Origin of the sequence: Pseudomonas sp. BRM28, from assembly GCF_002939405.1 — a bacterium.
Lineage (GTDB): Bacteria > Pseudomonadota > Gammaproteobacteria > Pseudomonadales > Pseudomonadaceae > Aquipseudomonas > Aquipseudomonas palmensis.
In genome coordinates this window covers 4,712,194-4,734,104 of sequence record NZ_PEFV01000001.1, presented here as the reverse complement: position 1 = coordinate 4,734,104, position 21,911 = coordinate 4,712,194, and the positions used below count along the sequence as shown (strand labels likewise).

Annotated in this window: 22 protein-coding genes; 10 read left to right on the top strand and 12 right to left on the bottom strand. The window is 67.4% G+C overall.

Translation table 11 applies throughout. From position 1 onward, the window contains the following. Positions 1–3 precede the first annotated feature (3 nt). Genes CR917_RS21940 through CR917_RS21910 form a run of 7 tightly spaced genes read left to right on the top strand, consistent with a single transcriptional unit; the run spans position 4 to position 6,483 of the window. Positions 4–1,299, top strand: a complete 1,296-nt coding sequence (locus CR917_RS21940; RefSeq protein WP_054916708.1) for a type II and III secretion system protein family protein — start codon at positions 4–6, stop codon at positions 1,297–1,299. Further along, entirely contained in the window at positions 1,296–2,486 is a 1,191-nt protein-coding gene (locus CR917_RS21935) for a pilus assembly protein (RefSeq protein WP_043860933.1), read from the top strand. Before CR917_RS21940 ends, CR917_RS21935 begins: the two co-directional genes overlap by 4 nt. Then, a complete protein-coding gene (locus CR917_RS21930; protein WP_043860934.1) occupies positions 2,487–3,761 on the top strand; it encodes a CpaF family protein in 1,275 nt (424 codons plus the stop codon). A 35-nt stretch (positions 3,762–3,796) separates the two neighbouring features. Then, positions 3,797–4,645: a type II secretion system F family protein gene (locus CR917_RS21925; protein ID WP_104573208.1), complete on the top strand. Its 849-nt coding sequence runs from the start codon at positions 3,797–3,799 to the stop codon at positions 4,643–4,645. Position 4,646: 1 nt separating this feature from the next. Beyond that, on the top strand, positions 4,647–5,531 hold the full coding sequence (locus CR917_RS21920) for a type II secretion system F family protein (protein ID WP_104572959.1): 885 nt from the start codon (positions 4,647–4,649) through the stop codon (positions 5,529–5,531). A gap of 14 nt (positions 5,532–5,545) precedes the next feature. Next, a complete protein-coding gene (locus CR917_RS21915) occupies positions 5,546–6,229 on the top strand; it encodes a tetratricopeptide repeat protein (protein ID WP_043860936.1) in 684 nt (227 codons plus the stop codon). Next, the gene (locus CR917_RS21910) at positions 6,226–6,483 is read left to right on the top strand and encodes a DUF3613 domain-containing protein (RefSeq protein WP_088514179.1); all 258 of its coding nucleotides are present in this window, start codon (positions 6,226–6,228) and stop codon (positions 6,481–6,483) included. Before CR917_RS21915 ends, CR917_RS21910 begins: the two co-directional genes overlap by 4 nt. Before the next feature lie 240 nt (positions 6,484–6,723). Here CR917_RS21910 and CR917_RS21905 read toward each other — a convergent pair whose 3' ends face one another. Together CR917_RS21905 and CR917_RS21900 are read right to left on the bottom strand one after the other, a co-directional pair. Continuing rightward, positions 6,724–7,503, bottom strand: coding sequence for a response regulator transcription factor (locus tag CR917_RS21905; protein WP_043860938.1), 780 nt, complete (start codon positions 7,501–7,503; stop codon positions 6,724–6,726). Between the two features lie 134 nt (positions 7,504–7,637). Further along, entirely contained in the window at positions 7,638–8,108 is a 471-nt protein-coding gene (locus CR917_RS21900) for an A24 family peptidase (protein WP_043860939.1), read from the bottom strand. 75 nt (positions 8,109–8,183) lie between these two features. Here CR917_RS21900 and CR917_RS21895 point away from each other — a divergent pair, with 75 nt between their 5' ends. Both CR917_RS21895 and CR917_RS21890 read left to right on the top strand, forming a co-directional pair. Beyond that, positions 8,184–8,627: a TadE/TadG family type IV pilus assembly protein gene (locus CR917_RS21895; protein ID WP_043860940.1), complete on the top strand. Its 444-nt coding sequence runs from the start codon at positions 8,184–8,186 to the stop codon at positions 8,625–8,627. Continuing rightward, complete coding sequence (locus CR917_RS21890; RefSeq protein WP_104572958.1) at positions 8,624–11,299, top strand: ATP-binding protein; 2,676 nt, start codon at positions 8,624–8,626, stop codon at positions 11,297–11,299. Before CR917_RS21895 ends, CR917_RS21890 begins: the two co-directional genes overlap by 4 nt. Here CR917_RS21890 and CR917_RS21885 read toward each other — a convergent pair. The 9 genes from CR917_RS21885 to CR917_RS21845 form a co-directional block, all read right to left on the bottom strand. Next, the gene (locus tag CR917_RS21885; RefSeq protein ID WP_256589743.1) at positions 11,284–13,227 is read right to left on the bottom strand and encodes a pilus assembly protein TadG-related protein; all 1,944 of its coding nucleotides are present in this window, start codon (positions 13,225–13,227) and stop codon (positions 11,284–11,286) included. The genes CR917_RS21890 and CR917_RS21885 overlap by 16 nt on opposite strands. Before the next feature lie 105 nt (positions 13,228–13,332). Next, a complete protein-coding gene (locus CR917_RS21880; RefSeq protein ID WP_043860942.1) occupies positions 13,333–13,902 on the bottom strand; it encodes a DUF4136 domain-containing protein in 570 nt (189 codons plus the stop codon). Between the two features lie 19 nt (positions 13,903–13,921). After that, a complete protein-coding gene (locus CR917_RS21875; protein WP_104572957.1) occupies positions 13,922–14,551 on the bottom strand; it encodes a DUF4136 domain-containing protein in 630 nt (209 codons plus the stop codon). Between the two features lie 30 nt (positions 14,552–14,581). Further along, a complete protein-coding gene (locus tag CR917_RS21870) occupies positions 14,582–15,331 on the bottom strand; it encodes a methyltransferase domain-containing protein (protein WP_104572956.1) in 750 nt (249 codons plus the stop codon). Beyond that, positions 15,328–15,633 (bottom strand): MazG-like family protein, encoded by a 306-nt coding sequence (locus CR917_RS21865; protein ID WP_043860945.1) that lies wholly within the window; start codon positions 15,631–15,633, stop codon positions 15,328–15,330. Before CR917_RS21865 ends, CR917_RS21870 begins: the two co-directional genes overlap by 4 nt. 122 nt (positions 15,634–15,755) lie before the next feature. After that, complete coding sequence (locus CR917_RS21860; protein WP_104572955.1) at positions 15,756–16,346, bottom strand: LysE family translocator; 591 nt, start codon at positions 16,344–16,346, stop codon at positions 15,756–15,758. A gap of 49 nt (positions 16,347–16,395) precedes the next feature. Then, entirely contained in the window at positions 16,396–17,229 is an 834-nt protein-coding gene (locus CR917_RS21855) for an AraC family transcriptional regulator (protein WP_043860947.1), read from the bottom strand. Between the two features lie 40 nt (positions 17,230–17,269). Next, a complete protein-coding gene (locus tag CR917_RS21850) occupies positions 17,270–18,142 on the bottom strand; it encodes a MaoC/PaaZ C-terminal domain-containing protein (protein ID WP_104572954.1) in 873 nt (290 codons plus the stop codon). A 2-nt stretch (positions 18,143–18,144) separates the two neighbouring features. Next, a complete protein-coding gene (locus CR917_RS21845) occupies positions 18,145–19,497 on the bottom strand; it encodes a 3-oxoacyl-ACP reductase (protein WP_104572953.1) in 1,353 nt (450 codons plus the stop codon). A 124-nt stretch (positions 19,498–19,621) separates the two neighbouring features. On the opposite strand from CR917_RS21845, the gene CR917_RS21840 reads away from it, so the two are divergent. After that, the gene (locus tag CR917_RS21840) at positions 19,622–20,899 is read left to right on the top strand and encodes an acetyl-CoA C-acetyltransferase (RefSeq protein WP_104572952.1); all 1,278 of its coding nucleotides are present in this window, start codon (positions 19,622–19,624) and stop codon (positions 20,897–20,899) included. On the opposite strand, the gene CR917_RS21835 is transcribed toward CR917_RS21840, so the two are convergent. Beyond that, entirely contained in the window at positions 20,886–21,902 is a 1,017-nt protein-coding gene (locus tag CR917_RS21835) for a bile acid:sodium symporter family protein (protein WP_043860951.1), read from the bottom strand. The two genes, CR917_RS21840 and CR917_RS21835, sit on opposite strands and share 14 nt — an antisense overlap. Between the last annotated feature and the right edge of the window lie 9 nt (positions 21,903–21,911).

Below are 21,911 nucleotides of genomic sequence, written 5' to 3'. Positions count from 1 at the left end.
TTGATGAGCAGTCGTTCCGAGCTGATGTTCAAGCGTTCCATCCTGACCCTGTTGTTGCTGGGGGGGCCGGCTGCCCATGCCCTGGCGGCGCCGTCGGGTTGTGCCGGGTTGAGCCCGGTGCCGGCCAGCATCGAGCTGGACCAGGGCCTGCAGCAGGAGATCCGCCTGCCGGTGCCGATCACCCGGGCGGCAGTGGGCGACCCCAACATCGCCGATGTGCAGGCCAGTGGCGAGCGCGGCGTGGTGGTCAGCGCCGTGGGCCCCGGCGCCACCAGCCTGATGCTGTGGACCGCATGCGCCAGCGTGCCGCGCCAGAGCATGCTGTTCATCAAGGGCCGGGCCACTGCCGAGATGGCCGACAGCGCCTTGCCGCCCAGCCTCGACCCGTTGCTGCCGAGCCAGGTGCAGGCCGATATCCGCTTTGTCGAGGTCAGCCGCACCAAACTCAAGGAGGCCGGTACGCGGCTGTTCTTCAAGGGCTCCAACAACTCGCTGTTCGGTTCGCCGGGCAGCGTGCCCAACACCACGGTGTCGCCGGGCTACGTGCCGGGTGCGGTGACCAGCCCCGATGGTGGCGGCGTTGGCGGGCTGGTCAAGGTGCGCCCGAGCATCCCGCTGAACAACGATGTGTTCAATATCGTGTGGGGCGGCGGCAGCAGCCGCTTCCTGGCGGCCATCGATGCGCTGGAAAGCAGCGGCTTCGCCTACACCCTGGCGCGCCCCAGCCTGGTGGTACTCAGCGGCCTGACCGCGAGCTTTCTGGCCGGCGGCGAAATCCCCATTCCGGTGCCCAGCACCGGCAGCGACACGGTGACCATCGAGTACAAGGAGTTCGGCATTCGCCTGGCGTTGTCACCCACGGTGGTCAGCCGCGACCGCATCACCCTCAAGGTGGCGCCGGAGGTCAGCGAGCTGGACTACAACAACGCAGTGCGCATCGCCGGCGTCACCGTGCCGGGCCTGACGGTGCGGCGCACCGACACCAGCGTGTCGCTGGCCGATGGCGAGAGCTTCATCATCAGCGGCCTGATCAGCAGCAGTGCGCGCTCGGCGGTGGACAAGTTTCCGGGCCTGGGCGACGTGCCGATCCTGGGCGCGTTCTTTCGCCAGTCGTCGATCAGCCGTGAGGAGACCGAACTGCTGATGATCGTGACCCCGCGCCTGGTGCAGCCGCTGGCGGCCAATGCCAAGTTGCCCGAGTTGCCCGGGGAGCGCCTGCGCACCTACGACCCGAGCTGGGGGCGTCTGTTCTTTCTCGAGAACGGCAATTTCGAACAGCGCAGTGGATTGAGCCAATGAGCCAGAGCCTGAGCCAGACCTTCCTTGCGATCACCCGTGACGACGGTGACCTGCAGTGGCTGAAAACCGCCCTGGCGCCGCTGGGCCAGGTGGTGGGGGCCGGCAGCGGCAGCCTCGACGAACTGCTCGCACTGGTGGATGTGACCTTCGCCAACCTGGTGTTCGTGGGCCTGGACCGCGAGCAGGTGGTGAGCCAGTGCGCGCTGATCGAAGGGGTGCTGGAGGCCAAGCCGATGCTGGCAATCGTTGCCCTGGGCGATGGCATGGACAACCAGCTGGTGCTCAATGCGATGCGCGCCGGTGCGCGGGACTTCGTCGCCTACGGCTCGCGCTCAAGCGAAGTGGCCGGGTTGGTGCGCCGCCTGAGCAAGCGCCTGCCACCGGTGACCAGCAACCCGCACCTGGGCGGCCTGACGGTGCTGTACGGCACCCAGTGCGCCAGCGACGGCGCCCTGCTCACCAGTCACCTGGCGCGGGTTGTGCAGGGCAGTGGTCAGCAGACCCTGTTGCTGGACCTGGGCCTGCCCCGTGGCGACAGCCTGGCGCTGCTGGGGCTGGAGGCCTCGTTTCATTTCGGTGATGCGCTGCGCCACCTGCGCCGCCTGGATGCCACCCTGATCGACAGCGCGTTCGCCCGCGAACCCTCGGGCCTGCGCCTGCTGGCCTATACCGACAGCGACGAGGCACTGGAGCGCACCAGCGCGGCCGAGCTGTACATGCTGCTCAGCGCGCTGCGCCAGCACTTCCAGCACATCGTGGTGAACCTGGCCGGGCAGCCCGACAGCGAGCCCTTGCGCACCTTCGTCAGCCATTGCGACAAGCTGATCTGGTACACCGACCAGAACGTGCTGGACTGCCGGCGCAACCTGGAGGTGCTGACCCTGTGGCGCGAAAAGGGCATGAAACTGGAACACGCGAGCCTGCTGGTGGACCGCTACCTGCGCAGCGTGGCGCCCGACTCCGACGCGCTGGGCAAGCGCTATGGCCTGCCGGTGCTGGTGGTGCTGCCCTACAGCCCCGAGGTGCGCCTGAACGCCAAGAACCAGGGGTTGTCGCTGTTCGAGGTGGCCCCGCGCGAGGCCTTGACCCAGGCGCTCAAGGCCTTGGGCGAGCGGCTGGCACGACGTTCGGAAAGCCTGCAACCGAAGGCGGGCAACTGGATGAAGCGACTGTGGGGGCACAAGTAGATGAGCGGCGACGAGCTGTTCGGCGGCCCGCGGCAAAACCCGGGCAGCGACCCGCAGGGGCTCAAGCGGGCCTTGCACCGGCACATCATCGATGCCATCGAGGATACCGGCCTCAACCTGCTGGAGGGCGCCCGCCCGGCGCTGGCGCAGTTCGTGGTGGAGCAGGTGGGCGACTACATCGCGCGTCAGCACCTGGCCGTGTCGCGCTACGAGATGGAGCGCCTGGCCGAGGAGATCGTCGACGAGCTCACCGGTTTCGGCCCGCTTGAGGTACTGCTGCGCGATGCGGGCGTCACCGAGATCCTGGTCAACGGCCCGCACCGGGTGTTCATCGAGCGCGCGGGCGTGCTGCAGCAGACCGACCTGCGCTTTATCGACGCGCATCACGTGGAGCGTGTGATGCAGCGCATCCTCGCGCCGTTGGGGCGGCGCCTGGACGAGTCGTCGCCGATGGTCGATGCGCGCATGCCCGACGGTAGCCGGGTGAATGCGATCATCCCGCCGGTGGCGCTGGACGGGCCGTGCCTGTCGATCCGCAAGTTTCGCAAGGACATGCTCAAGAGCGCCGACCTGCTGGCCACCCGGGCCATCGACCAGGCGATCCTCGACTTTCTGCAACGAGCCGTGGGCAAGCGCTGCAACATCCTGGTCAGCGGCGGCACCGGCACCGGCAAGACCACCTTGCTGAACATCCTCAGCCAATTGATCAGCCCCCGTGAACGCCTGGTGACCATCGAGGACGTGGCCGAGCTGCAGCTGGATCACCCGCACGTGGTACGCCTGGAAACCCGCCCGCCCAATGCCGAGGGGCATGGCGAGATCAAGGCCAGCGAGCTTATTCGCAACGCCCTGCGCATGCGTCCGGACCGCATCATCCTGGGCGAGATCCGCGGGGTCGAGGTGCTCGATGTACTGACCGCGATGAACACCGGCCACGACGGTTCGATGAGCACGGTGCACGCCAACAACGCGCAGGACGCGCTGCTGCGCCTGGAGACCCTGGTGGGCCTGACCGGTCGCCAGGTGGCCGAGAAGACCTTGCGCCAGATGATCTGCGCCGCGCTCGACGTGGTGATCCAGCTGGCTCGCCTGCCCGATGGCCGTCGCTGCGTGAGCGAGGTGCTGGAGGTGGTGGGGGTGCGCGACGACGTGTATGTCACCAACACGCTGTTTCGCCTCGACCGGCGCGGCGGCGACACCTTCCTGCGCGAGGCGGTCAACCCGGCCAGCGACAAGCTGCGTCGTGACCTCAACGATGCGGAGCCCGGGCCGTGAGCGGCGCGGTGTGGTTGTGGCTGGGGGGCGTGGTCATGCTCGGCATCTCGATGCGCTTGTTCTATACCAGCCTGCGCCGCTCGGGCAACGAGCGCATTCTGCAGCGCCTGGGCCAGCACCAGCAGGCCGCCGACAACAGCGGGCCACATGGCCCCGACTGGCTCGAGCTGATGCTGTTGCGTGCAGGTTTCGACCGCCGCAATGATCGGCTGATGGCGTGGGTGGCAGGCTGGCTGCTGCTGGCCGTGTGCGCCGGGCTGTACGGCGGCTGGCCTGGCCTGCTGCTGGTGCTGCTGGCGGGGCCGTTGCTGTTGCGCCTGTTCCTGGCCTGGCGCTACCAGCACCGGGTACGCCGCCTTATCGAACAGTTGCCGGTGCTGCTTGACCATTGCGTGCGCAGCCTGAAGGCCGGGCGCACACTGAGCGATGCGGTGCTGGGGGCCATCGATGCCTCGCGCGAGCCGTTGCTGGGGGCCATGCAGCGGGTCAAGCGCAACGTGCAGTTGGGGGTGAGCCTGGACGATGCGATGTCGGATCTGGCCGAACTGTATGCGCGCGAAGAGCTGCGCCTGTTCGCCCTGGGCCTGCGCATCAACCACCGCTATGGCGGCAATGCCAGCGAGTTGCTGGAGAACCTGATCAAGGTGATTCGCGAGCGCGAGCAGGGCGCGCGGCAACTGCGCGCGATGACCGGTGAAACCCGCATCACTGCCGTGGTGCTGGCGGTGCTGCCGGTCAGCGTGGCCGGCTACTTCATGTTCAGCAACCCCAATTACCTGCTGACCATGTGGCATGACAGTGTCGGGCAGCGCCTGCTGTTCAGTGCCTTCGTGCTGCAGGCGCTGGGGTGTCTGGCGCTGTGGCGCATGTTGCGGAGTATCTGAGATGGCCTTGTGGCTCAGTGCGGTGTTGTTGTTTGGCGCGTTCACCCTGCTGCTGGGTCAGTGGCTGCGTCAGCGGCGCAGCCAGCGCCTGGTGGAGCAACGCCTGCAGGGGCGTGCGCCGGACGAGCCGGCACTGCGCGGCTGGTTGCAGCGCATGGGCGACAGCCGGCTGGGGCAGCGTTCGCTGAACCTGGACGGCGAGACCCGCCAGTTGCTCGACCGGGTGGGTTGGCGGCGTTCGCGCCAGCGCTCGCTGTTCGCGGCCTGCCAGGTGGGCTTGCCGCTATGCCTGATGGGGGCGGCGGTGCTGGTGCAGGAGGTGTTCTTTCGCGAGAGCCGTTCGCCCTGGTTGTTCCCGCTGATGGGGCTGGGGTTGGGCTACCTGCTGCCCAAGCGGTTGCTGGCGCTGCTGGCGGCACGCCGTCAGCGCCAGGTGGCGCAGGAGGTGTCGACCTTCATACCGCTGCTGCGCATCATGTTCGAGTCGGGCCTGGCGGTGGAGCAGAGCCTGCGCCTGCTGAGCCTGGAGGGGCAGCGCCTGCTGCCGGTGCTGAGCGAGGAGTTGCGGCTGTTGCTGGCACGGGTCGATTCGGGGCTGGCGCTGGCCCCGGAGCTGGAGAAGACCGCGCAGTTGCTGGGGGTGGAGGCGTTCAGCGACACCTGCATCATCCTGCGCCAGTTGCTGACCCAGGGGGGCGGGGCGATGAAGTCGCTGCTGGCACTCAAGCAACTGCTCGATGACCGGCGCCTGACCACCTTGCAGGAACGGATTTCGAAGATGTCGGGAAAGATGTCGGCAGTGATGATGCTGTTTCTGTTCCCGGCGTTGCTGATCGTACTCGCCGGCCCGGGCTTCACCGCCCTGGCCAGGGCATTCGGGGCTTGAGAGGAGTGGACGCAATGAAGGCATGCATCGCGGCGCTGGGGTTGTTGTTGCTAGGTGGTTGCGCCACGGATGGCTCGGCGCCGTGGCTGGCCATGCCGGGCTCGACGGCCAGTTGTGCCAAGCCCGATTCGAGCCAGGAGCTGTCGCTGAACATGGCCGACGAGATGCTTGCCGACGGGCGCCCGCATGCCAGCCTTGCGCACCTGGAGGCGCTGCCGGCCGATCTGGCCCAGGTGCGGGTGCGCAAGGCCAAGGTGCTGCGCCTGCTTGGACGCAGCGAGGCCGAGCCGCTGTACCGCAGCCTGCTCGGCGGGTGCCTGGCGGCCGAGGGTGAGCATGGGCTGGGGCAGATGGCGGCGGCCCGTGGCGACAACGCGCAGGCGCTGCAGCATCTGCAACGGGCCATGCAACTGGCCCCCACCGACGAGAAGATCCGCAACGACCTGGGGGTGGTGTACCTGAACCAGGGCAAGCTGGAGCAGGCGCGCTTCGAGTTTCTGACCGCAATCGAACTCAAGGACAGCGACCGTCTGGCGGCGGTCAACCTGGTGACCTTGCTGCTGTACCAGGACAAGTGGCAGCAGGCGGCCGACCTGGTGAGCCGGCTGGGCCTTAGTGCGGCACAATTCAACGAAGCACAGGCGCGCGCCCAACAACTCAAACCTGGCAGTGTGGCTGCCGTGCAGAGGTCGTCATGAACAGTCGGATACTGGTGATGCTGGTAGTGCTGCCGGGCCTGGCCCAGGCGATCGAGCCCGGGCCTTCGTCCAGGGCACAGTCGGCCACCGAGGCGTGGTTGCAGGTGCAGGCCAGCGGCGCGCAGGCCTCCAAGACCCCGCAGAGCGCCACGCCCAAGGAGCGCGACCAGAGCATGCAACGCTGGCTGGATACCTACAAATACGTGATTCCGGATTTCTTCCGGTGGGAGAAGACCAGCAATAGCGACAAGTGAGAGCGCATTGCACCAGCGGTGGGAGCAGCCCTGTATCTGAGCGGATTCATCCGCGATCTGGCGCACAGCGGCAGCTAGGCCTGCGCCCCGGTCTGCCTGATACACCGTGCACTCGAGCTTAGCGACCGCTTCGCGCTCGATTCGCTGGCAAGCCAGCTCCCACGGCCTTTGGCCAAAAGCAGTCCTTGCACAGAGCGAAAACCCGTGAGAGCGGGTGACTCCGCTCCCACAAGAATTCGATCAATGCGCCGTGATGCGCTGACGCAGCGCCGAGGGGTTGGGCGCCAGCGCCAGGGCCAGCTGGGTGCGGTTGTGCATGTGGGTCAGGCGCAGCACCTGCGACACATACAGCTTCACCGTGTTCTCGGTAATGCCCAGCTCGCAGGCGATCTGATAGTTGGTCTGGCCCTTGCCCACCAGCCGCGCGACGTCCAGCTGGCGCGGTGACAGCTGGTCGAAGATCGCCGGCATGCTCTCGGCTGCCGTTGCATCCTCGCCACCCAGGCCCGTGCCCACCACCTGCTCGCGGGCCTTGCCCAGGTCCTGGTAGAGGTCGTCGATGGATTCGGCCAGGTACTGCAGCTTCTGGTTGAGGTGGCCCAGGTGCTGGAAGTTCTTCTGGCGCTCCAGCAACGCGGTCTCCTGGCGCTTGAGCCCCTCGAGCAATTCGGGGAGGTCCACCGGCTTCTGGTAGTAGTCGGCGAACCCCTCGCGCAGCGCCTTGATCACATCCTGCTTCTCGGCCCGCCCGGTGAGCATGATCGCCTCGAAGATCCGCTGCTTGCCGGCAATGGCCTTGAGCGCCTTGACCAGCTCGATGCCGTCACGCTCGGGCATGTGCAGGTCGCACAGCACCAGGCCGATCGCCGGGTCTTCGGTAAACCGCTCGATGGCCTGCTGGCTGCTGTGGCACGGTACGCACCGGTACCCGCTGCCCTCGATGAATTCACACAGCTCTTCGACGATCAACGGCTGGTCGTCGACGATCAACACCTTGAATGGACTCACTGGCTTGTTCACACGCAACTCCCTGCTGACGTGCCCTTCCTGGTACGGCCATGACGCTTGTGGTATCGAGGGGCAGTGACTAGAAAAATAGACGCAGTTGGCGGCTATGTACAACGTATGTACAGCAGGTTAGACGGGTTGTTCGATCAATGGATCCATACCGCAGCCAATAAAAAACCGGCCAGCACGAAGGGGGCGAAGGGCTGTTTTTTTGACGCTTCTTCGATCACCTGCCTGAAGCGTTGCTTAACCTTCTGACTCAGAAGGGACCACAGCCAGCGGCGGCTGAGCAACCAGATCACCACCGCCACCCCGGCACCGATGAAGGTGCCCAGCAGGTACATCCGATCAGTGGCAAGCGCCAACGCACCCAGCAGTTTCACATCGGCGGCGCCCAGGCGCCCGAGCATGTAGCCGGGCAGGGTCAGCAGCATCACGATCAGCAGCGCCCAGCCACCTTCGCTGGCATCGGCGCCGATCCAGGTGTGCCCGGTGATGAAGAGATAGGCCAGGGCGCAGGCTGCGGCGCCAAGGGTCAAGGTGTTGTTGATCTGCCTTTCTCGGGCATCCTGTTCGGCACACAATGCGAGCCACAGCAGCAGGACGATGCTTTGCATAGGCGAAATGCCATCCCTTGGTCGTGATTGATTCTATGCTTGATTGCGGGTGTCATTGTCAGGGTAGACGCGATCATGAAAGCAGGCCTTGCAAGACGGCAAAAAGGTGCGGCGGCGATCGAATTCGCCGCCGTGTTCGTGGTGTTCTTCGCGGTGTTCTACGGGGTGGTCAGCTACGCCCTGCCACTGCTGATGCTGCAGTCGTTCCACCAGGCCAGCAGCGAGGCGGTGCGTCGCTGCATGGCGCTGGACCCGACCAGCGCCACCTACCGCACCGATGTGCCGGCACTGGCCCGCGAGGTGCTGGCCCAGCAGCTGGCGTGGATGCCGGGAACGCTGAAGTTCCAGCCCGGCACCGACGCGGTCGTGACCCTGAGCAACACCAACCTGCTGACCGTGCGCATCAACTACGCCAAGGCCCGGCTCACGACGGTGCTGCCGGTGCTCGACCTGCCGGTGGTGGGCGAGGTGCCACGCCTGCCGGCAACCCTTGGCGCCACCGCGAGCCTTCAGCTTTGAGCGGTGGCCACGGCCTGTTCGATCGCTGGCGCGGGCGCCCGGCCGCCGCGGTGGCCGCACCGCAGGCCCCGGTACCGGCGGCGGTGGGCCTGCAGCTGTGGCTCGATGACAAGGGCCGCGTGCTGCGCCTGGGCGGCCCGCTGCGCAGCGCCCTGGCGCTGCCCGCGCAGGCTGCTGCGCGGGTGCAGGACTACGTGCAGGCGCACAGCCTGCTGGTGCTCGAAGGCGAGCCCGCCGACTGGCAGGCACAACCGCTGGACCTGGACTTCAGAACCGCCAATGGCAGCACCCTGCACACCCGCGGCTGGTTGCTGGCCCAGGGCGAGGACTGGCTGTTGCAGTTGTTCGATGTGGGCGATCTGCTGCAGCAGCGTCAGCAGGGCCAGGATGCCCGGCGCCAGCAGCAACTGGCCCGCCAGGTCGGCGCAGCACTGCGCGATTGCAGCCTGGAGCGCCTGCCCCAGGTGGCCGCCGAGCAGTTGCAGCGCCTGGCCTGGCACTGGCGCATGGGCTGGGCGGCGCTGCTGCTGCGCACCCCCGGCGGCTGGCAGACCTTCGCGCGGGATGCATCGAGCGTGCCCTGGGCCGACGATGCACGCCTGAGCGCGGTACTCGACCGCCTGCCGTCGGGGCGCGTGCTGTGCAGTGCCGAGTTTCCGGCCTTGCAGGTGCTCTGCCCGACTCACCCGCTGTATGTGGTGGGCCATGCGCAGCAGCATCAGGCCCAGGCCTGGCTGCTGTGCGCGGACGAGGGTGGGCAGGCCCGGCCCGAGGCGGCCCCCCTGCTGCTCGATGCCATGGCCGAGCCGCTGCTGGCGCGCCTGGCGGGCGACCGGCTGCAGGCCAGCCAGCAGCGCCTGGACAATGTACAGGGGTTGCTCGGTGCGGGCTGGTGGGAGTGGTCGCTGCACGAGCCCTACCTGCACCTGGCACCGGGGCTGGCGGCCAGTTTCGGCGTGAGTGCGCAACTGGCGCTGCCGGCCTGGTGGGCGCTGCTGCACCCGGCCGACCGGGAGGCGGCGCAACTGGCGTTCGAGGCGCTGCAGCGCGAGGGCTGCAGCCTGCAACTGTGCGTGCGCCTGCAGGCCGCGTCGCTGCGCTGGTACCGCATCTGTGGCGATGTGCACGGGCAGGGGCAGCAGCGACGTCTGCAGGGTTTCATGCTCGACATCAGCGATATCAAGGCCCAGGAGCAGCAGGCCAGGGCCGCGCACGCACGGCTGGACAACCTGATCGCCAGTTCGCCGGCAGTGATCTATATCCAGCGCTATGACGCCGGTGCGCTGCAGGCCGAATTCTTCAGTGCCAGCCTGCAGCCGCTGCTTGGCTGGACGCCCGCTGCCGACCTGCAACCGGCGCACTGGGTACACCCCGACGACCAGGCGCTGTGGCTGCAACGTACCCGCGACCTGCTGCGCGAGGGCCAGGTGCGCAGCCGCTACCGCCTGCGCGATGCGCAGGGCATCTACCACTGGGTGCTGGATGAAGCGCGCCTGCTGCGTGACGACCTGGGCCTGCCGGTGGAAGCCGTGGGTATCTGGCTCGACGTGACCGAGGCGACCCTGGCCGCCGAGCGGGTGCGCGAGAGCGAGGAACGTTACCGGGTGCTGGTGGAGGACTCGCCGGCGATGATCTGCCGCTACCGGCCCGACCTGACTGTGTTGTTCGGCAACCGCCCGCTGGCCGACTACCTGGAGTGCCTACCTGACCAGTTGCCCGGGAGCGACCTGGGGCAGTGGATGTCGCCGGCCCAGCGCGAGGCGTTCGTGCAGCGCCTGGCCGGCCTGACCCCGCAGCAGCCGGTGAGCAGTGCCGAAATCTGCCTGGAGCTGCCGGGGCGCGAACATGCCTGGTGGGTATGGTCCGACCGCGGCCTGTTCGATGAGCAGGGCCGTCTGCTGGAGGTACAGGCGGTGGGGCGCGACAACACGGCGCTGCGGCGCAGCCAGCAGCAGCTGTTGCAGAGCGCGAAGATGGCCACCCTGGGCGAAATGGCCACCGGCCTCGCCCACGAGATCAATCAGCCGTTGAACGTGATGCGCATGGCGGTGGTCAACGCGCTCAAGCGCCTGGAGAACGGCGACGTGCAGGTGGAATACCTGCAGGACAAGCTCAGGCGCATCGATGCGCAGGTGCTGCGGGCCTCGAAGGTGGTGGACCACATGCGCGTGTTCGGGCGGCGTTCGGAGGTCGAACAGCAACTGTTCGAGCCCTGGCAGGCGGTTGAGGGTGCCGTGTCGTTGCTGGCCGACGGCCTGGCCGGCAAGGGCGTGGCGCTGAACCTGGGCCCGGTGCTGAGCGGCTGCCATGTGCGCGGCCATGCCGATCAGCTGGAGCAGGTGCTGATCAACCTGGTGGTGAATGCCCGCGACGCCTTGCTGGGCCGACGTGAGGCCGACCCGCAGTTGCGCCCCTGGATCGCGGTGGAGGCCGAGCCGGTGGCGGGTGGGGTGCGCCTGCAGGTGCGCGACAATGCCGGCGGCATCGACCCGCGGCTGCTGGAGCGGATTTTCGAGCCGTTCTTCACCACCAAGCCCAGCGGCGTGGGGACCGGGCTGGGCCTGTCGGTGAGTGGCGGGATCATCGAGGGCATGGGCGGGTTGCTCAGCGCACACAATGGCGCCGAGGGCGCGTGTTTCGTGATCGAGCTGCCGGTTCAGAGCATCAGCTGAGCGCGGTTGCTGCCGCAGGTGAGATTGGCACCGACCTCGACATGGTTGAGGTCGATGCCCAGACCCTTGAGCAGGCTGTTGAGGATCGGGTCCAGCAGGGGGCTGAGCAGGTTTTCGATGACCGGATCCAGCAGCTTTCTCACGCTTGTCAGCAGTTCGTCGGCGACTACCAACAGGCTGCCCAGCAGGTTGCCGTTCTGGGGGCGGTAGACCTGCAGCTCGATGCCGTCGACCGTCGTGGTGAGGCTCTGCAGGATGTTGGTCGCCTGGCTCGTGTTGTACGCGGGCGGTTTGCCGATATCGGGCGGTGTGGTGCTGTTGACTGCGCTGAACAGAAGGTCGACGTTACTGCTCTTGAGCAGCGCAGTGTCGATCTTTATGCCGACGCCACCCCCGGTGAATTCCTTGTGCGGACCACATATCAGCAGCAGGCTGCAGGTGCGTGTGCCGATATCGATCAGTGGCAGGGGATACACGGTTGGGCTGCTGTTGAAGTTGCTGGCCGGCACGATCTTGCCCAGCTTGAGGTCGAGTGCGGCGCTGTCGGTGCGTGCAGTCAGGCTCTTGCTGGCCCCGCAGCTGTAGTCGGTCACGTAGCTGCGTGCCTGCGCGACCTCCAGGCTGATGTCGATGGTGGGTGAGCCGAAGGGCACGATGTCGCCTGCCTCGCATGGCCCCACTACGCACAGCAGTGCGGTGATGGTGCCCTTGAGGTTGAGCCCCAGCAGGTTGCTGACTGCAGAGGTCAGGGGCGAGGCAATCGTGGAAATGGCGCCAACCAGGCCACCGATGCCGCTCAGCAGCCCCATGTTGATCGACACCATGGCGCGTATCTGCGCAGTCTTGACCATGATCTGGTCGCTGCCCAGTGGCGCGGCCTTGGCCTTGACCGGGTTGCCGACTGCAGAGAACTGCGGCGGCTCGACGACCTTCAGTTTGATCGAGCCGGTGAGTAGGCCAAGTACGCTCAGGGGCAGATCAACCACCGCTGCACTTTGCTTGTTGGCCAGCAGGATCACGGCCTGCAGCAATTGGAGCAGTTGCACGCTGGCATCCAGCCCTGAGGCGACTGTGCCGCTCTGAATATCGAGGATGCTACCCAGCTGGAGGTCGGTTTCGATATTGGCGGCGGCCAGCACCTTGCCCAGATCGGCGATGACTTTGGTCGTGGCGCCACCTCGTTGTGCCACGTAGATGGCTGCCTTGATCAGGTCCGTGGCCTTGAGGTTCTTGGCCAGGAGCTCGTCGTAGTGGCCGACGCCGACGCCAACATTCACGGCCAACTGGTCGATGTAGGCAAGCAGGTTGATGTCGACGTTGGCGATGCCTTGCCAACCGACGGCATCGAGGGTCGCCTTGCCGCCCAGCGGGTCGAGCAGTGCATTGAGCAGAGCGGATTTTCGCGAGTCGACCACGGCCAGCGTGGTTTGCAGACGCAGCATCGCCTGCGGTGGCTTGGGCAGCGAGGCCACCGCACTGGCGTTCAGGGTGGTGGTGGCCGGCACGGCGACGCCGCTCAGCAGGGCCTGTACACCGGCGGCAATGCTGGTGGCCACGGTGCTGCTGGCACTGACCCGGATCGCTTCGCTCTTGCTCGGGTTGACGGTATAGGTGCGCCGGCTGCCGGCACCGGTCTGCAAGGTGCCGCAGGTGGTGGCCAGGGTATGCTTGGCGCCGGGCGCGAAGCCGTTGCGTGCGGCGCTGGCCTGGGCCACGGTCGCCGCCTGCGGGCCGCTGCCGGTGCACACCGCACTTTGCCCAGCCGCTTCGAGGGCGGCCATGTCGACCACCCGCTGCAGCGAACGCTGTTCCAGATAGAGCCGTCCGCTATCGATCACCAACAGGGCGAACACCAGCGCCAGGGCCAGTGTCAGGGCGGCCATCAGGCCGATCGCGCCACGCTGCCGGGTTGGGAATCGGGTAGCCACGAGCACTCCTTTGCCGGCACCAGGCCGTGCGCGAACGCATGCGTCAAAGAAGTGTAGTCAAGATAATGGCCAGTCGCCTTGAGGTGGCGACCGGCCATCGCTGGCTCAGTGGGGCGGGTAGTTGGCCAGTACCTTGGCCACGGTATTCTGGATCGCGGTGTTGCGCTCGGTGGGGCCGGGCGGGTAGTTGTTCATGATCTGCTCGGCGCTGCCGCGCCATACCAGCTTGCCGTCGCGGCTGTCGAACAGGTCGACCTGGATGGTGGCGACCTTGTAGTCGACGCTGCGGGTCTCGTTGTAGGCCGGGCCGCCCCAGTAGCCACCCCAGTAACCGCCCCAGGCACCGCCGTAGTTGGTGGTGATCTGCTGCTGGCGGTTTTCGACGATCAGGTAGGTCTGCACCTTGAGGTCACCCCTGGCGTTGCCCTGGGCCGGGCGCAGGCCACGCTGGTCGAGCTGTTCGCTGACGGCCTGGCGGATGCGCTGCTCGGTGAGGTCGCTCTTGATTCGCGGGTCGTCCGGGCGATATTGCAGGGCCGGCTCCTGCCAGCTCCAGCTGCGGTAGGCCGCAAAGTCGCGGCTGGCATCGAAGTCCTGGGTGACGTTGTTGCTCTGGCAGGCGCCGAGCAGCGCCAGCAGGGCCAACAGGGGAAGTAGAGCGAGACGGCGCAGCATGATGATTCTCCGGTTGCCTTCAGCTTGGGGGGTAGCCATCCAGGGCCTTGTGCACGGCATCGCGCAGGGCGCGGGCGCGCTCGCTCGGTGAGCCCTGGCTGGTGGTTTCTGCGCTGGCGCTCCAGACTGGCTGGCCGCTGCCGGCATCGAACAGGTCCAGGCGCACCACCATCACGTCGACCTGGTAGGTGCGTATGATCGGCACGCTGCCATACACACCATAGCCGTTGCGATAGCCGCCGTAGCGGTTGTAGCCGATGCCCCCGTAGCCGTAGTCGTCATAGGGGTAGTAATCGTCGCGCACCTGGCGCAGGCGCCGTTCCATGCGCAGGTCGGCACTGACCAGCAGGTCGCTGCGGGTGTTGCGCGCAGGCCGCAGGCCGCGCTGGTCGAGGGCGGCGCTGATTGCGTCGGCAAGCTCGGCCGGGTCGCTGGAGGCGCTGCCGGCCGGGAGCTGGCCGTTGCGCCATGACCAGCTGCGGTAACGGCCATAGTCACGGGCTGGTGCCGGGTAGGCACTGGCGTCGAAGGTGGTGGCCGCCTGGGGCGGGGCCGGCGGCAGCGGTCGGGAGCTGGCCACATACGGGTTGCTGCCCTGGCAGGCGGCCAGGGCCAGGCACAGCAGGCCCAGGATCAAACGGTACGGCATGGCAGTCTCCCGGCAGACACGGCTCGGTACTCAGCGTGGGTGGCACATCCAGTGCAGGTAGCGGCCCAGGCCGGCGAAGGCCGGGTGGCGGCGGTGCGCCAGTTCCATTTCGAGCAGGTCGAGCAGTTCTGCCTTGGCCTGGAACTCGACGGGCATGTAGTCGTGGAACACCCGTACACCGCTCTCGCTGTGTATATCCCACAGACCTTCAAGGTGCGCCCGGAGTTCGCGCGGATCAAGTGGTTTTTGCGGGGTCAGGCTCTGCTTTTCACCGGCCAGGCTGGCCCCGCGCAGTTTGCGGAAATGGCCCTTGAGCAGGTTGCGATACACCAGTGCGTCGCGGTTGTAGAAGGCCAGCGACAGCAGGCCGTCGGTGCGGGTGAGCTGGTGCAGCACCGGCAGGATGGTCTCGGGTTCGGCCAGCCATTCGAGCACGGCGTGGCACAGCACCAGGTCGTAGGGTTCGGTGAGCTGGCCGAGCAGTTCCTGCCAGGGCGCCTGGATGAAGGTGGCCGACTGGCCGGCGGCGGCGAAGCGTTCGCGGGCGCCCTCGAGCATCGGCGCGGCGGGTTCGGCCAGGGTCACCTGGTGGCCACGCTCGGCCAGCCACAGGGCCATGTGGCCCAGGCCCGCGCCGATGTCGAGCACGCGCAGGGGGCGGTCGGGCAGGGCTTCGGCGAGGTCGGCCTGGAGCACCGCGAGGCGGATGGCGCCCTTGGCGCCGCCGTAGATCTTTTCGGCGAAGCGGGTCGCCAGGGCGTCGAAGTGGCGGTCTTTCATCGGGCGAAGCGCCGTTCGCTGTCGGCCAGCTTGCTGCGCACCACCTGGTCCATGTCCAGGCCCAGTTCGCTGCACAGCAGCAACAGGTAGAGCACCACGTCGCCGACTTCCTGGCCGGCGTGTTCGAGCTGCTCGGGGGACAGCTGGCGCGACTGGTCCTCGCTGAGCCACTGGAAGATCTCCACCAGCTCGGCCATTTCCACGCTGGCGGCCATGGCCAGGTTCTTGGGGCTGTGGAAGCCGCGCCAGTCGTTGTTGTCGCGGATGGTGTGCAGGCGGGTGGTGAGTTCTTGCAGGTTCATGGGTGGGGGCTCTCCTCGTGCGGCGTAGCTTAGCGCGGGTCGGCGGGTTTTTCAGGGGATTGTGCTGGCCTGTTCGCCGGCAACGCCGGCTCCTGCAAGCCCTGTGTCAGGTGCATGGGGCCTTACTGCCAGAGGCTGGCCCAGGCCGACACCAGCAACAGCAGCGCCAGCCCCTGATTGACCCGGCGCAGCACCACCGGCGAACCGCTCAGGCGCCGCGCCCCGCTGCCGAGCAAGGCCCAGCCACCCAGGCACGGCAGCGCGATCACGAAGAACACCAGGCTCAGGTGCGTCACCTGCAGCAGGCGGTCGCTGGCTGCGGCATCGATGAACACGCTGGCCACCGCCAGCGCCATCATCCACGTCTTGGGGTTGATCACCTGCAACGCCGCCGCGCCCCACAGGCCGAGCCTGGCCGACGTCGCGCCCGATTGCTGCACCTGCACTGGGCTGCGAAAGATCTTCCAGGCCAGCCAGGTCAGCCAGGCCACGCCCAGCCCGTTGAGCAGCGGCTGCACTGCCGGGGCCCGGAACAGTGCCTCGCCCATGCCACTGCCCACCAGCCAGACGATCAGCGCGGCCCCTGCACCGGCCCCCAGGATGATTGGCAATGCAGCGCGCAGGCCATGGCTGGCGCTGTTGCTCAGTACCAGGAAATTGGTCGGCCCGGGGGTGATGGACGCAACGAAGGCAAACAGCATGAAGGCCAGCATGGGCAAGCTCCTTGGTAGAGGGGCTTGCATGCTCGCGTGTTGGCGCGCGTCAGTCTGGAAGCTTTGTGCAGCGCCTGCGGTACTGTGCCGGGGTCATGCCATAGGCGCGCAGGAACCAGCGCCCCAGATGGCTCTGGTCGGCAAAGCCCAGCGCTGGCGCCACCTGTGCCGGGCTCGACCCTGCCGCCAGCAGCCGGCGTGCATGGGCCAGGCGCAGTTGCACCAGGTAGGCGTGGGGCGCCAGGCCGAACGCGGCCTTGAAGGCGCGGCTCAGGCGAAAGCGGTCGATGTTGCACGCTGCGGCCAGTTGCTCGAGGCCGATGTCGTGGTGCAGGTGTGCATGCAGATAGTCGCGCGCCCTTTGCGCCACCAGCGGCAGGCGCGGGTCGGGGTCGAGCCGGCGGCGCCATTGCAGATGCCCGCTCAGGTGCTCCAGCAACTGGTCCAGTGCCGCCTGGCGCACCATGCGCAACTCCGGTTCGTGCAGCGACTGGAAGGCGCACGCGGTGGCCGCTGCCAGGCGCGGGTCGCTGGCCAGGGTGTGGGCAAAACCGGGTTGGCTGGCGGGCGGGGCATGCTCGGTGAAGCCGCGCAGCTCGCGCTCCAGCCATTGCGGGTCGAGGTAGAGCATGCGGTAGGTGAAGCCCTCGGGGCTGGGCGCATCGCCGTCGTGCAACTCGCCGGGTTCGAGCAGAAACACCTTGCCCGGTGTGCTCTGGTGGCGGGCGCGGCGACAGGTGAACTGCTGGACGCCCTGTTCGGTCACGCCCACCAGGTAGCTGTCGTGCCAGTGCGGATCATAGGCATGCCCGCGAAAATGCGCGCGCAGGGTCTCGATGCCGGTATCGGGCTCCTGGCGCAGGTCTATCCAGTTACTGTTCATCGTGTGCTACCGGCAAAGAAAACCGTTATCGCCCGGTCCGTCAGGCAGGTCTAGAAGATTCGTGCAGCGTGTGCCAACTGCCGGTCATGTGCACCAGGTCGCCATGGCCTACCAGGCGGAACTGACCGTCGGGTGCGACTGCGCAGCCCTCCAGCACCACTTCGCTGGGCAGGCGCACAGGCTTGTGAAAGGCCACGTCCACCTCGTAGCCGCTGAGCGGCAGGTGCCCGCGCAGCGCGGCCAGCGCCATGGCCTTGCTCCACATGCCATGGGCGATGGCCTGGGGAAACCCGAACAGGCGAGCGCTGAGCGCACTCAGGTGGATGGGGTTGTAGTCGCCGCAGACCTTGGCGTAGCGCCGGCCGATGTCGCTGTCGGCATACCAGCGGGTCAGCTCGCCCAGAGGCAGCGGTTCAGGGGTGTCGACGGCGGGTGGCTCGCCTTCGAGCTTGACGCCGCGACACAGCATGCGACTGCGCTCGTGCCAGAGCAGCCCCAGGCTGTCTTCGGCTTCGGTCATCAGGTCGAAGGTCGCGCCCTTGGCGTGGGGCTGCAGGTTGTCGACGAACACGCTGAAGCGCAGCGTGCCGATGCCACCCAGCGGGCGCACCACGCGGATGCGGTTGTTCAGGTGCACCAGGCCCAGCAGCGGGAACGGGAAATCGTCGGCGGTCAGCAGTTGCAGTTGCAGGGCGAACGCCATCACATGGGGGAAGGTCGGCGGCAGGTGGCTGTCGTCGCCGAAGTGGCAGAGCTTGCGGTAGGCCTGCAGGCGCTGTGGATTCACGCCGATGGCGCAGTGCAGGCCGCTGGCGGGCAGGCTGTCGCCGGTGATGCTGCGCTTGCGCGCAGCCTTCAGGTACAGCCCGCTCAGCCCTTGCGTGCGGTGCAGATCGTGCCAGTGTCGGTCCATGCTCATGCCCCCATCACGGCCTGGCCGCATACGCGCAGCACCTGGCCGTTGACCGCGCCACTGCCGGGCTGTCCCAGCCAGGCCACGGCTTCGGCAACGTCCTGCGGCAGGCCGCCCTGGCCCAGGGAGCTCATGCGTCGCCCGGCTTCGCGCAGGGCGAAGGGGATGGCCGCCGTCATGCGTGTTTCGATGAAGCCGGGGGCCACGGCATTGATGCTGGCACCCCGCTTGGCCAGCAGCGGCGCCCAGGCCTGGGCCAGGCCGATCAGGCCGGCCTTGCTGGCGGCATAGTTGGCTTGCCCGCGGTTGCCGGCGATACCGCTGATCGAGGCCAGCAGCACGATGCGTGCGTTGTCGTGCAGCGCGCCGCCGTCGAGCAGCGCCTGGGTCAGCACCTGGGGGGCCTTGAGGTTGACCGCGAGCACGGCGTCCCAGTACTCGGGGGTCATGTTGGCCAGGGTCTTGTCGCGGGTGATGCCGGCGTTGTGCACGACGATGTCGATGCCCTCGGGGAGCGCTTCGAGCAGGTGTGCCGGTGCATCGCTGGCGCAGATGTCCAGCGCCACGCTGCGCCCACCCAGGCGCGCGGCCAGGGCGTCGAGGTCGGCCTTGGCCTGGGGCACGTCGAGCAGCACCACCTCGGCGCCGTCACGGGCCAGGGTTTCGGCGATGGCGGCGCCGATGCCGCGGGCCGCACCGGTGACCAGCGCCTTGCGCCCGGCCAGCGGGCGCGACCAGTCCTGTACCTGGGTGGCGCAGGCGGTCAGGCGCAGCACCTGGCCGCTGATGAAGGCGCTCTTGGGCGAGAGGAAGAAGCGCAGCGCGCCTTCGAGCTGGTCCTGCGCGGCCTGGTCCACATACAGCAGTTGCAGGGTGGCGCCGTTGCGCAGTTCCTTGGCCAGCGAACGGCTGAAACCTTCCAGGGCCCGCTGCGCCACGCTGGCCAGCGGGTCGTCCAGCGATTCGGGCGCGCGCCCCAGGATCACGATGTGCGCACTGGCAGCCAGGCTGCGCAGCAGCGGCTGGAAGAACTCGCGCAGTTGCTTGAGCTGGTCGCTGTCGTTCAGGTGGCTGGCGTCGAACACCACGGCCTTGAGCTTGGGCCCCAGGCCCGCGACCCAGGCCGGCAGTTCGAGGCTTTCATCGGCATAGCTGTAGACCTCGTCGGTCAGGCGCCTGGCAAAGGCGGCCACGTTCGTCACCAGCGGCCCGCCGCCGAGCAGCAGGGCGCCTTCGACCGGGCGCAGCCTGCCGGCTTCCCAGCGCTCCAGGCGGGCGGGGGTGGGCAGGCCGACGGCACCGGCCACGCGCCGACCGAATGAAGAGTTGGCGAAGTCGATATAGCGGTCGCTCATGTGAACGTCTCCCGGAAATTAAGCACCAAAGTGTGGACCATGTTTCGCCTTCGGTCGTTCGACTGGCGAAAAAACACCTACGCTATAGCGGGTCTATCCCGTCTCGGAATAAGGAAGTCTGTGCATGCGCGCTTTACGTCGGGTCGCGATCATCGGCGGCAATCGAATCCCGTTCGCCCGCTCCAACGGGCCCTACGCCACGGCCAGCAACCAGGCGATGCTGACTGCGGCAATCGAAGGGCTGGTGGAGCGTTTCGGCCTGCATGGCCTGCAACTGGGCGAAGTGGCGGCGGGCGCGGTGCTCAAGCACTCGCGCGACATGAACCTGACCCGCGAATGCGTGCTGGGCTCGCGGCTGTCGCCGCAGACCCCGGCCTATGACCTGCAGCAGGCCTGCGCCACGGGGCTGGAAACCGCGCTGATGGTGGCCAACAAGATCGCCCTGGGGCAGATCGACAGCGGCATTGCCGGCGGTGTGGACACCACCTCCGATGCGCCGATTGCGGTGAACGAGGGGCTGCGCAAGTTGCTGCTGCAGGCCAATCGGGCCAAGACCACGGGCGACAAGCTCAAGGTGTTCCTGCAACTGAGGCCCTGGCACCTCAAGCCCGAGCTGCCGCGCAATGGCGAGCCGCGTACCGGGCTGTCGATGGGCGAGCACTGCGAGCTGATGGCGCAGACCTGGCAGATAGGCCGTGCCGAGCAGGACGAGCTGGCCTTGCGCAGCCACCAGAACCTGGCCCGGGCGTTTGCCGAAGGCTGGCAGGATGACCTGCTCACGCCCTTCCTGGGCCTGACCCGCGATCACAACCTGCGCCCGGACCTGACCCTGGAGAAACTTGCCAGCCTCAAGCCGGTGTTCGAGCGCAGCGCCAAGGGCACGCTGACGGCGGGCAACTCCACGCCACTGACCGATGGCGCTTCGGTGGTACTGCTGGCCAGCGAAGAGTGGGCCCGCGAGCGCGGCCTGCCGATCAAGGCGTATTTTCTCGATGGTCAGAATGCTGCGGTGGATTTCGTCAAAGGCCAGGAGGGGCTGCTGATGGCGCCGGCCTATGCGGTACCTCGACTGCTGGAGCGCAACGGCCTGACCCTGCAGGACTTCGACTTCTACGAGATCCACGAAGCCTTCGCCGCCCAGGTGCTGTGCACGCTGAAGGCCTGGGAAGACGCCGACTACTGCCAGAGCCGGCTGGGCCTGAGCGAGCCGATGGGCGCCATCGACCGCGACAGGCTCAACGTCATGGGCAGTTCGCTGGCAGCAGGGCACCCGTTCGCCGCCACCGGCGGGCGCATTCTGGCCAACCTGGCCAAGCTGCTGGACGAGGCCGGCCAGGGCCGCGGGCTGATTTCGATCTGCGCCGCGGGCGGGCAGGGCGTGACCGCGATCATCGAGCGCTGACCAGCGGCGCCTCCTTGGCCAGGGGCGCCGGGCGGTTGGCGTAGTGTTCGGCCATGATCGAGCACACGATCAACTGCAGTGGGTGATAGATCATGATCGGCAGCAGAATCAGCCCCAGCCCGGGATGGGCGCCGAAGATCAATGCGGCCATCGGTGCGCCGGCGGCCAAGGATTTCTTGCTGGCGCAGAACACTGCGGCGATCTCGTCGGCCGGGCTGAACCTGAGCAGCCGCGCGCTGCGGGTGGTCAGCCACAGGATCAGCGCCAGCAGCAACGCGCTGCCCAGAACGGCGGTGAGCAGTACCGAGCCACCCTGCTGCTGCCACAGCCCCGAGATCATCGAGTTGCAGAACGCCGCGTACACCAGTAGCAGGATCACCACCTTGTCCATCACATTGGTGTAGCGCTTGTGGCGGGCAAAGAAGCGGCCCAGCCACGGGCGCAGCAACTGCCCCAGCACCAGCGGCAGCAGGAGCATGGCGCACAGGTCGAGCAGGGTGGCGCCCAGGTCGATGCCATCGCTGCCGTTGCCCACCACCAGGCTCACCAGCCACGGGGTCAGGAAGATGCCCAGCACGCTGGACAGGCTGGCGTTGAGGATTGCGGCGGGTACGTTGCCGCCGGCGCTGCCGGTCAGCGCCACCGACGAGGAGATGGTCGAGGGCAGGGCGCACAGGTACAGGAAGCCGAGCATCAGCAGCGCCGGCACATGGCTGCCCAGCACGCTGTTGCCCAGCCACCACAGCAGCGGGAACACCACGAAGGTGAAGCCCTGCACCATCAGGTGCAGGCGCCAGTTCTTCAGGCCATGGCGGATCTGTTCGCTGGACAGGTTGATGCCGTGCAGGAAGAACACCACGAACACGCCGATGTTGATCACGTATTCGGCGTGCATCGAGCCGCCGCTGGCACCGAAGTGCGGGAACAGCCAGGCGAGGAAGGTGGCGAGAAACATGCCGCACAGAAACCAGTCGGTTACCACGCGCTTGAGGTGAGCTTGCATAGGCGGGCC

Bases quoted from the DNA above. Each gene is read 5' to 3' on its own strand.
- CR917_RS21940 (WP_054916708.1), top strand. From the start codon at position 4: ATGAGCAGTCGTTCCGAGCTGATGTTCAAGCGTTCCATCCTGACCCTG.
- CR917_RS21935 (WP_043860933.1), top strand. From the start codon at position 1,296: ATGAGCCAGAGCCTGAGCCAGACCTTCCTTGCGATCACCCGTGACGAC.
- CR917_RS21930 (WP_043860934.1), top strand. From the start codon at position 2,487: ATGAGCGGCGACGAGCTGTTCGGCGGCCCGCGGCAAAACCCGGGCAGC.
- CR917_RS21925 (WP_104573208.1), top strand. From the start codon at position 3,797: ATGCTCGGCATCTCGATGCGCTTGTTCTATACCAGCCTGCGCCGCTCG.
- CR917_RS21920 (WP_104572959.1), top strand. From the start codon at position 4,647: ATGGCCTTGTGGCTCAGTGCGGTGTTGTTGTTTGGCGCGTTCACCCTG.
- CR917_RS21915 (WP_043860936.1), top strand. From the start codon at position 5,546: ATGAAGGCATGCATCGCGGCGCTGGGGTTGTTGTTGCTAGGTGGTTGC.
- CR917_RS21910 (WP_088514179.1), top strand. From the start codon at position 6,226: ATGAACAGTCGGATACTGGTGATGCTGGTAGTGCTGCCGGGCCTGGCC.
- CR917_RS21900 (WP_043860939.1), bottom strand. From the start codon at position 8,108: ATGCAAAGCATCGTCCTGCTGCTGTGGCTCGCATTGTGTGCCGAACAG.
- CR917_RS21895 (WP_043860940.1), top strand. From the start codon at position 8,184: ATGAAAGCAGGCCTTGCAAGACGGCAAAAAGGTGCGGCGGCGATCGAA.
- CR917_RS21880 (WP_043860942.1), bottom strand. From the start codon at position 13,902: ATGCTGCGCCGTCTCGCTCTACTTCCCCTGTTGGCCCTGCTGGCGCTG.
- CR917_RS21875 (WP_104572957.1), bottom strand. From the start codon at position 14,551: ATGCCGTACCGTTTGATCCTGGGCCTGCTGTGCCTGGCCCTGGCCGCC.
- CR917_RS21870 (WP_104572956.1), bottom strand. From the start codon at position 15,331: ATGAAAGACCGCCACTTCGACGCCCTGGCGACCCGCTTCGCCGAAAAG.
- CR917_RS21865 (WP_043860945.1), bottom strand. From the start codon at position 15,633: ATGAACCTGCAAGAACTCACCACCCGCCTGCACACCATCCGCGACAAC.
- CR917_RS21860 (WP_104572955.1), bottom strand. From the start codon at position 16,346: ATGCTGGCCTTCATGCTGTTTGCCTTCGTTGCGTCCATCACCCCCGGG.
- CR917_RS21855 (WP_043860947.1), bottom strand. From the start codon at position 17,229: ATGAACAGTAACTGGATAGACCTGCGCCAGGAGCCCGATACCGGCATC.
- CR917_RS21850 (WP_104572954.1), bottom strand. From the start codon at position 18,142: ATGGACCGACACTGGCACGATCTGCACCGCACGCAAGGGCTGAGCGGG.
- CR917_RS21845 (WP_104572953.1), bottom strand. From the start codon at position 19,497: ATGAGCGACCGCTATATCGACTTCGCCAACTCTTCATTCGGTCGGCGC.
- CR917_RS21840 (WP_104572952.1), top strand. From the start codon at position 19,622: ATGCGCGCTTTACGTCGGGTCGCGATCATCGGCGGCAATCGAATCCCG.
- CR917_RS21835 (WP_043860951.1), bottom strand. From the start codon at position 21,902: ATGCAAGCTCACCTCAAGCGCGTGGTAACCGACTGGTTTCTGTGCGGC.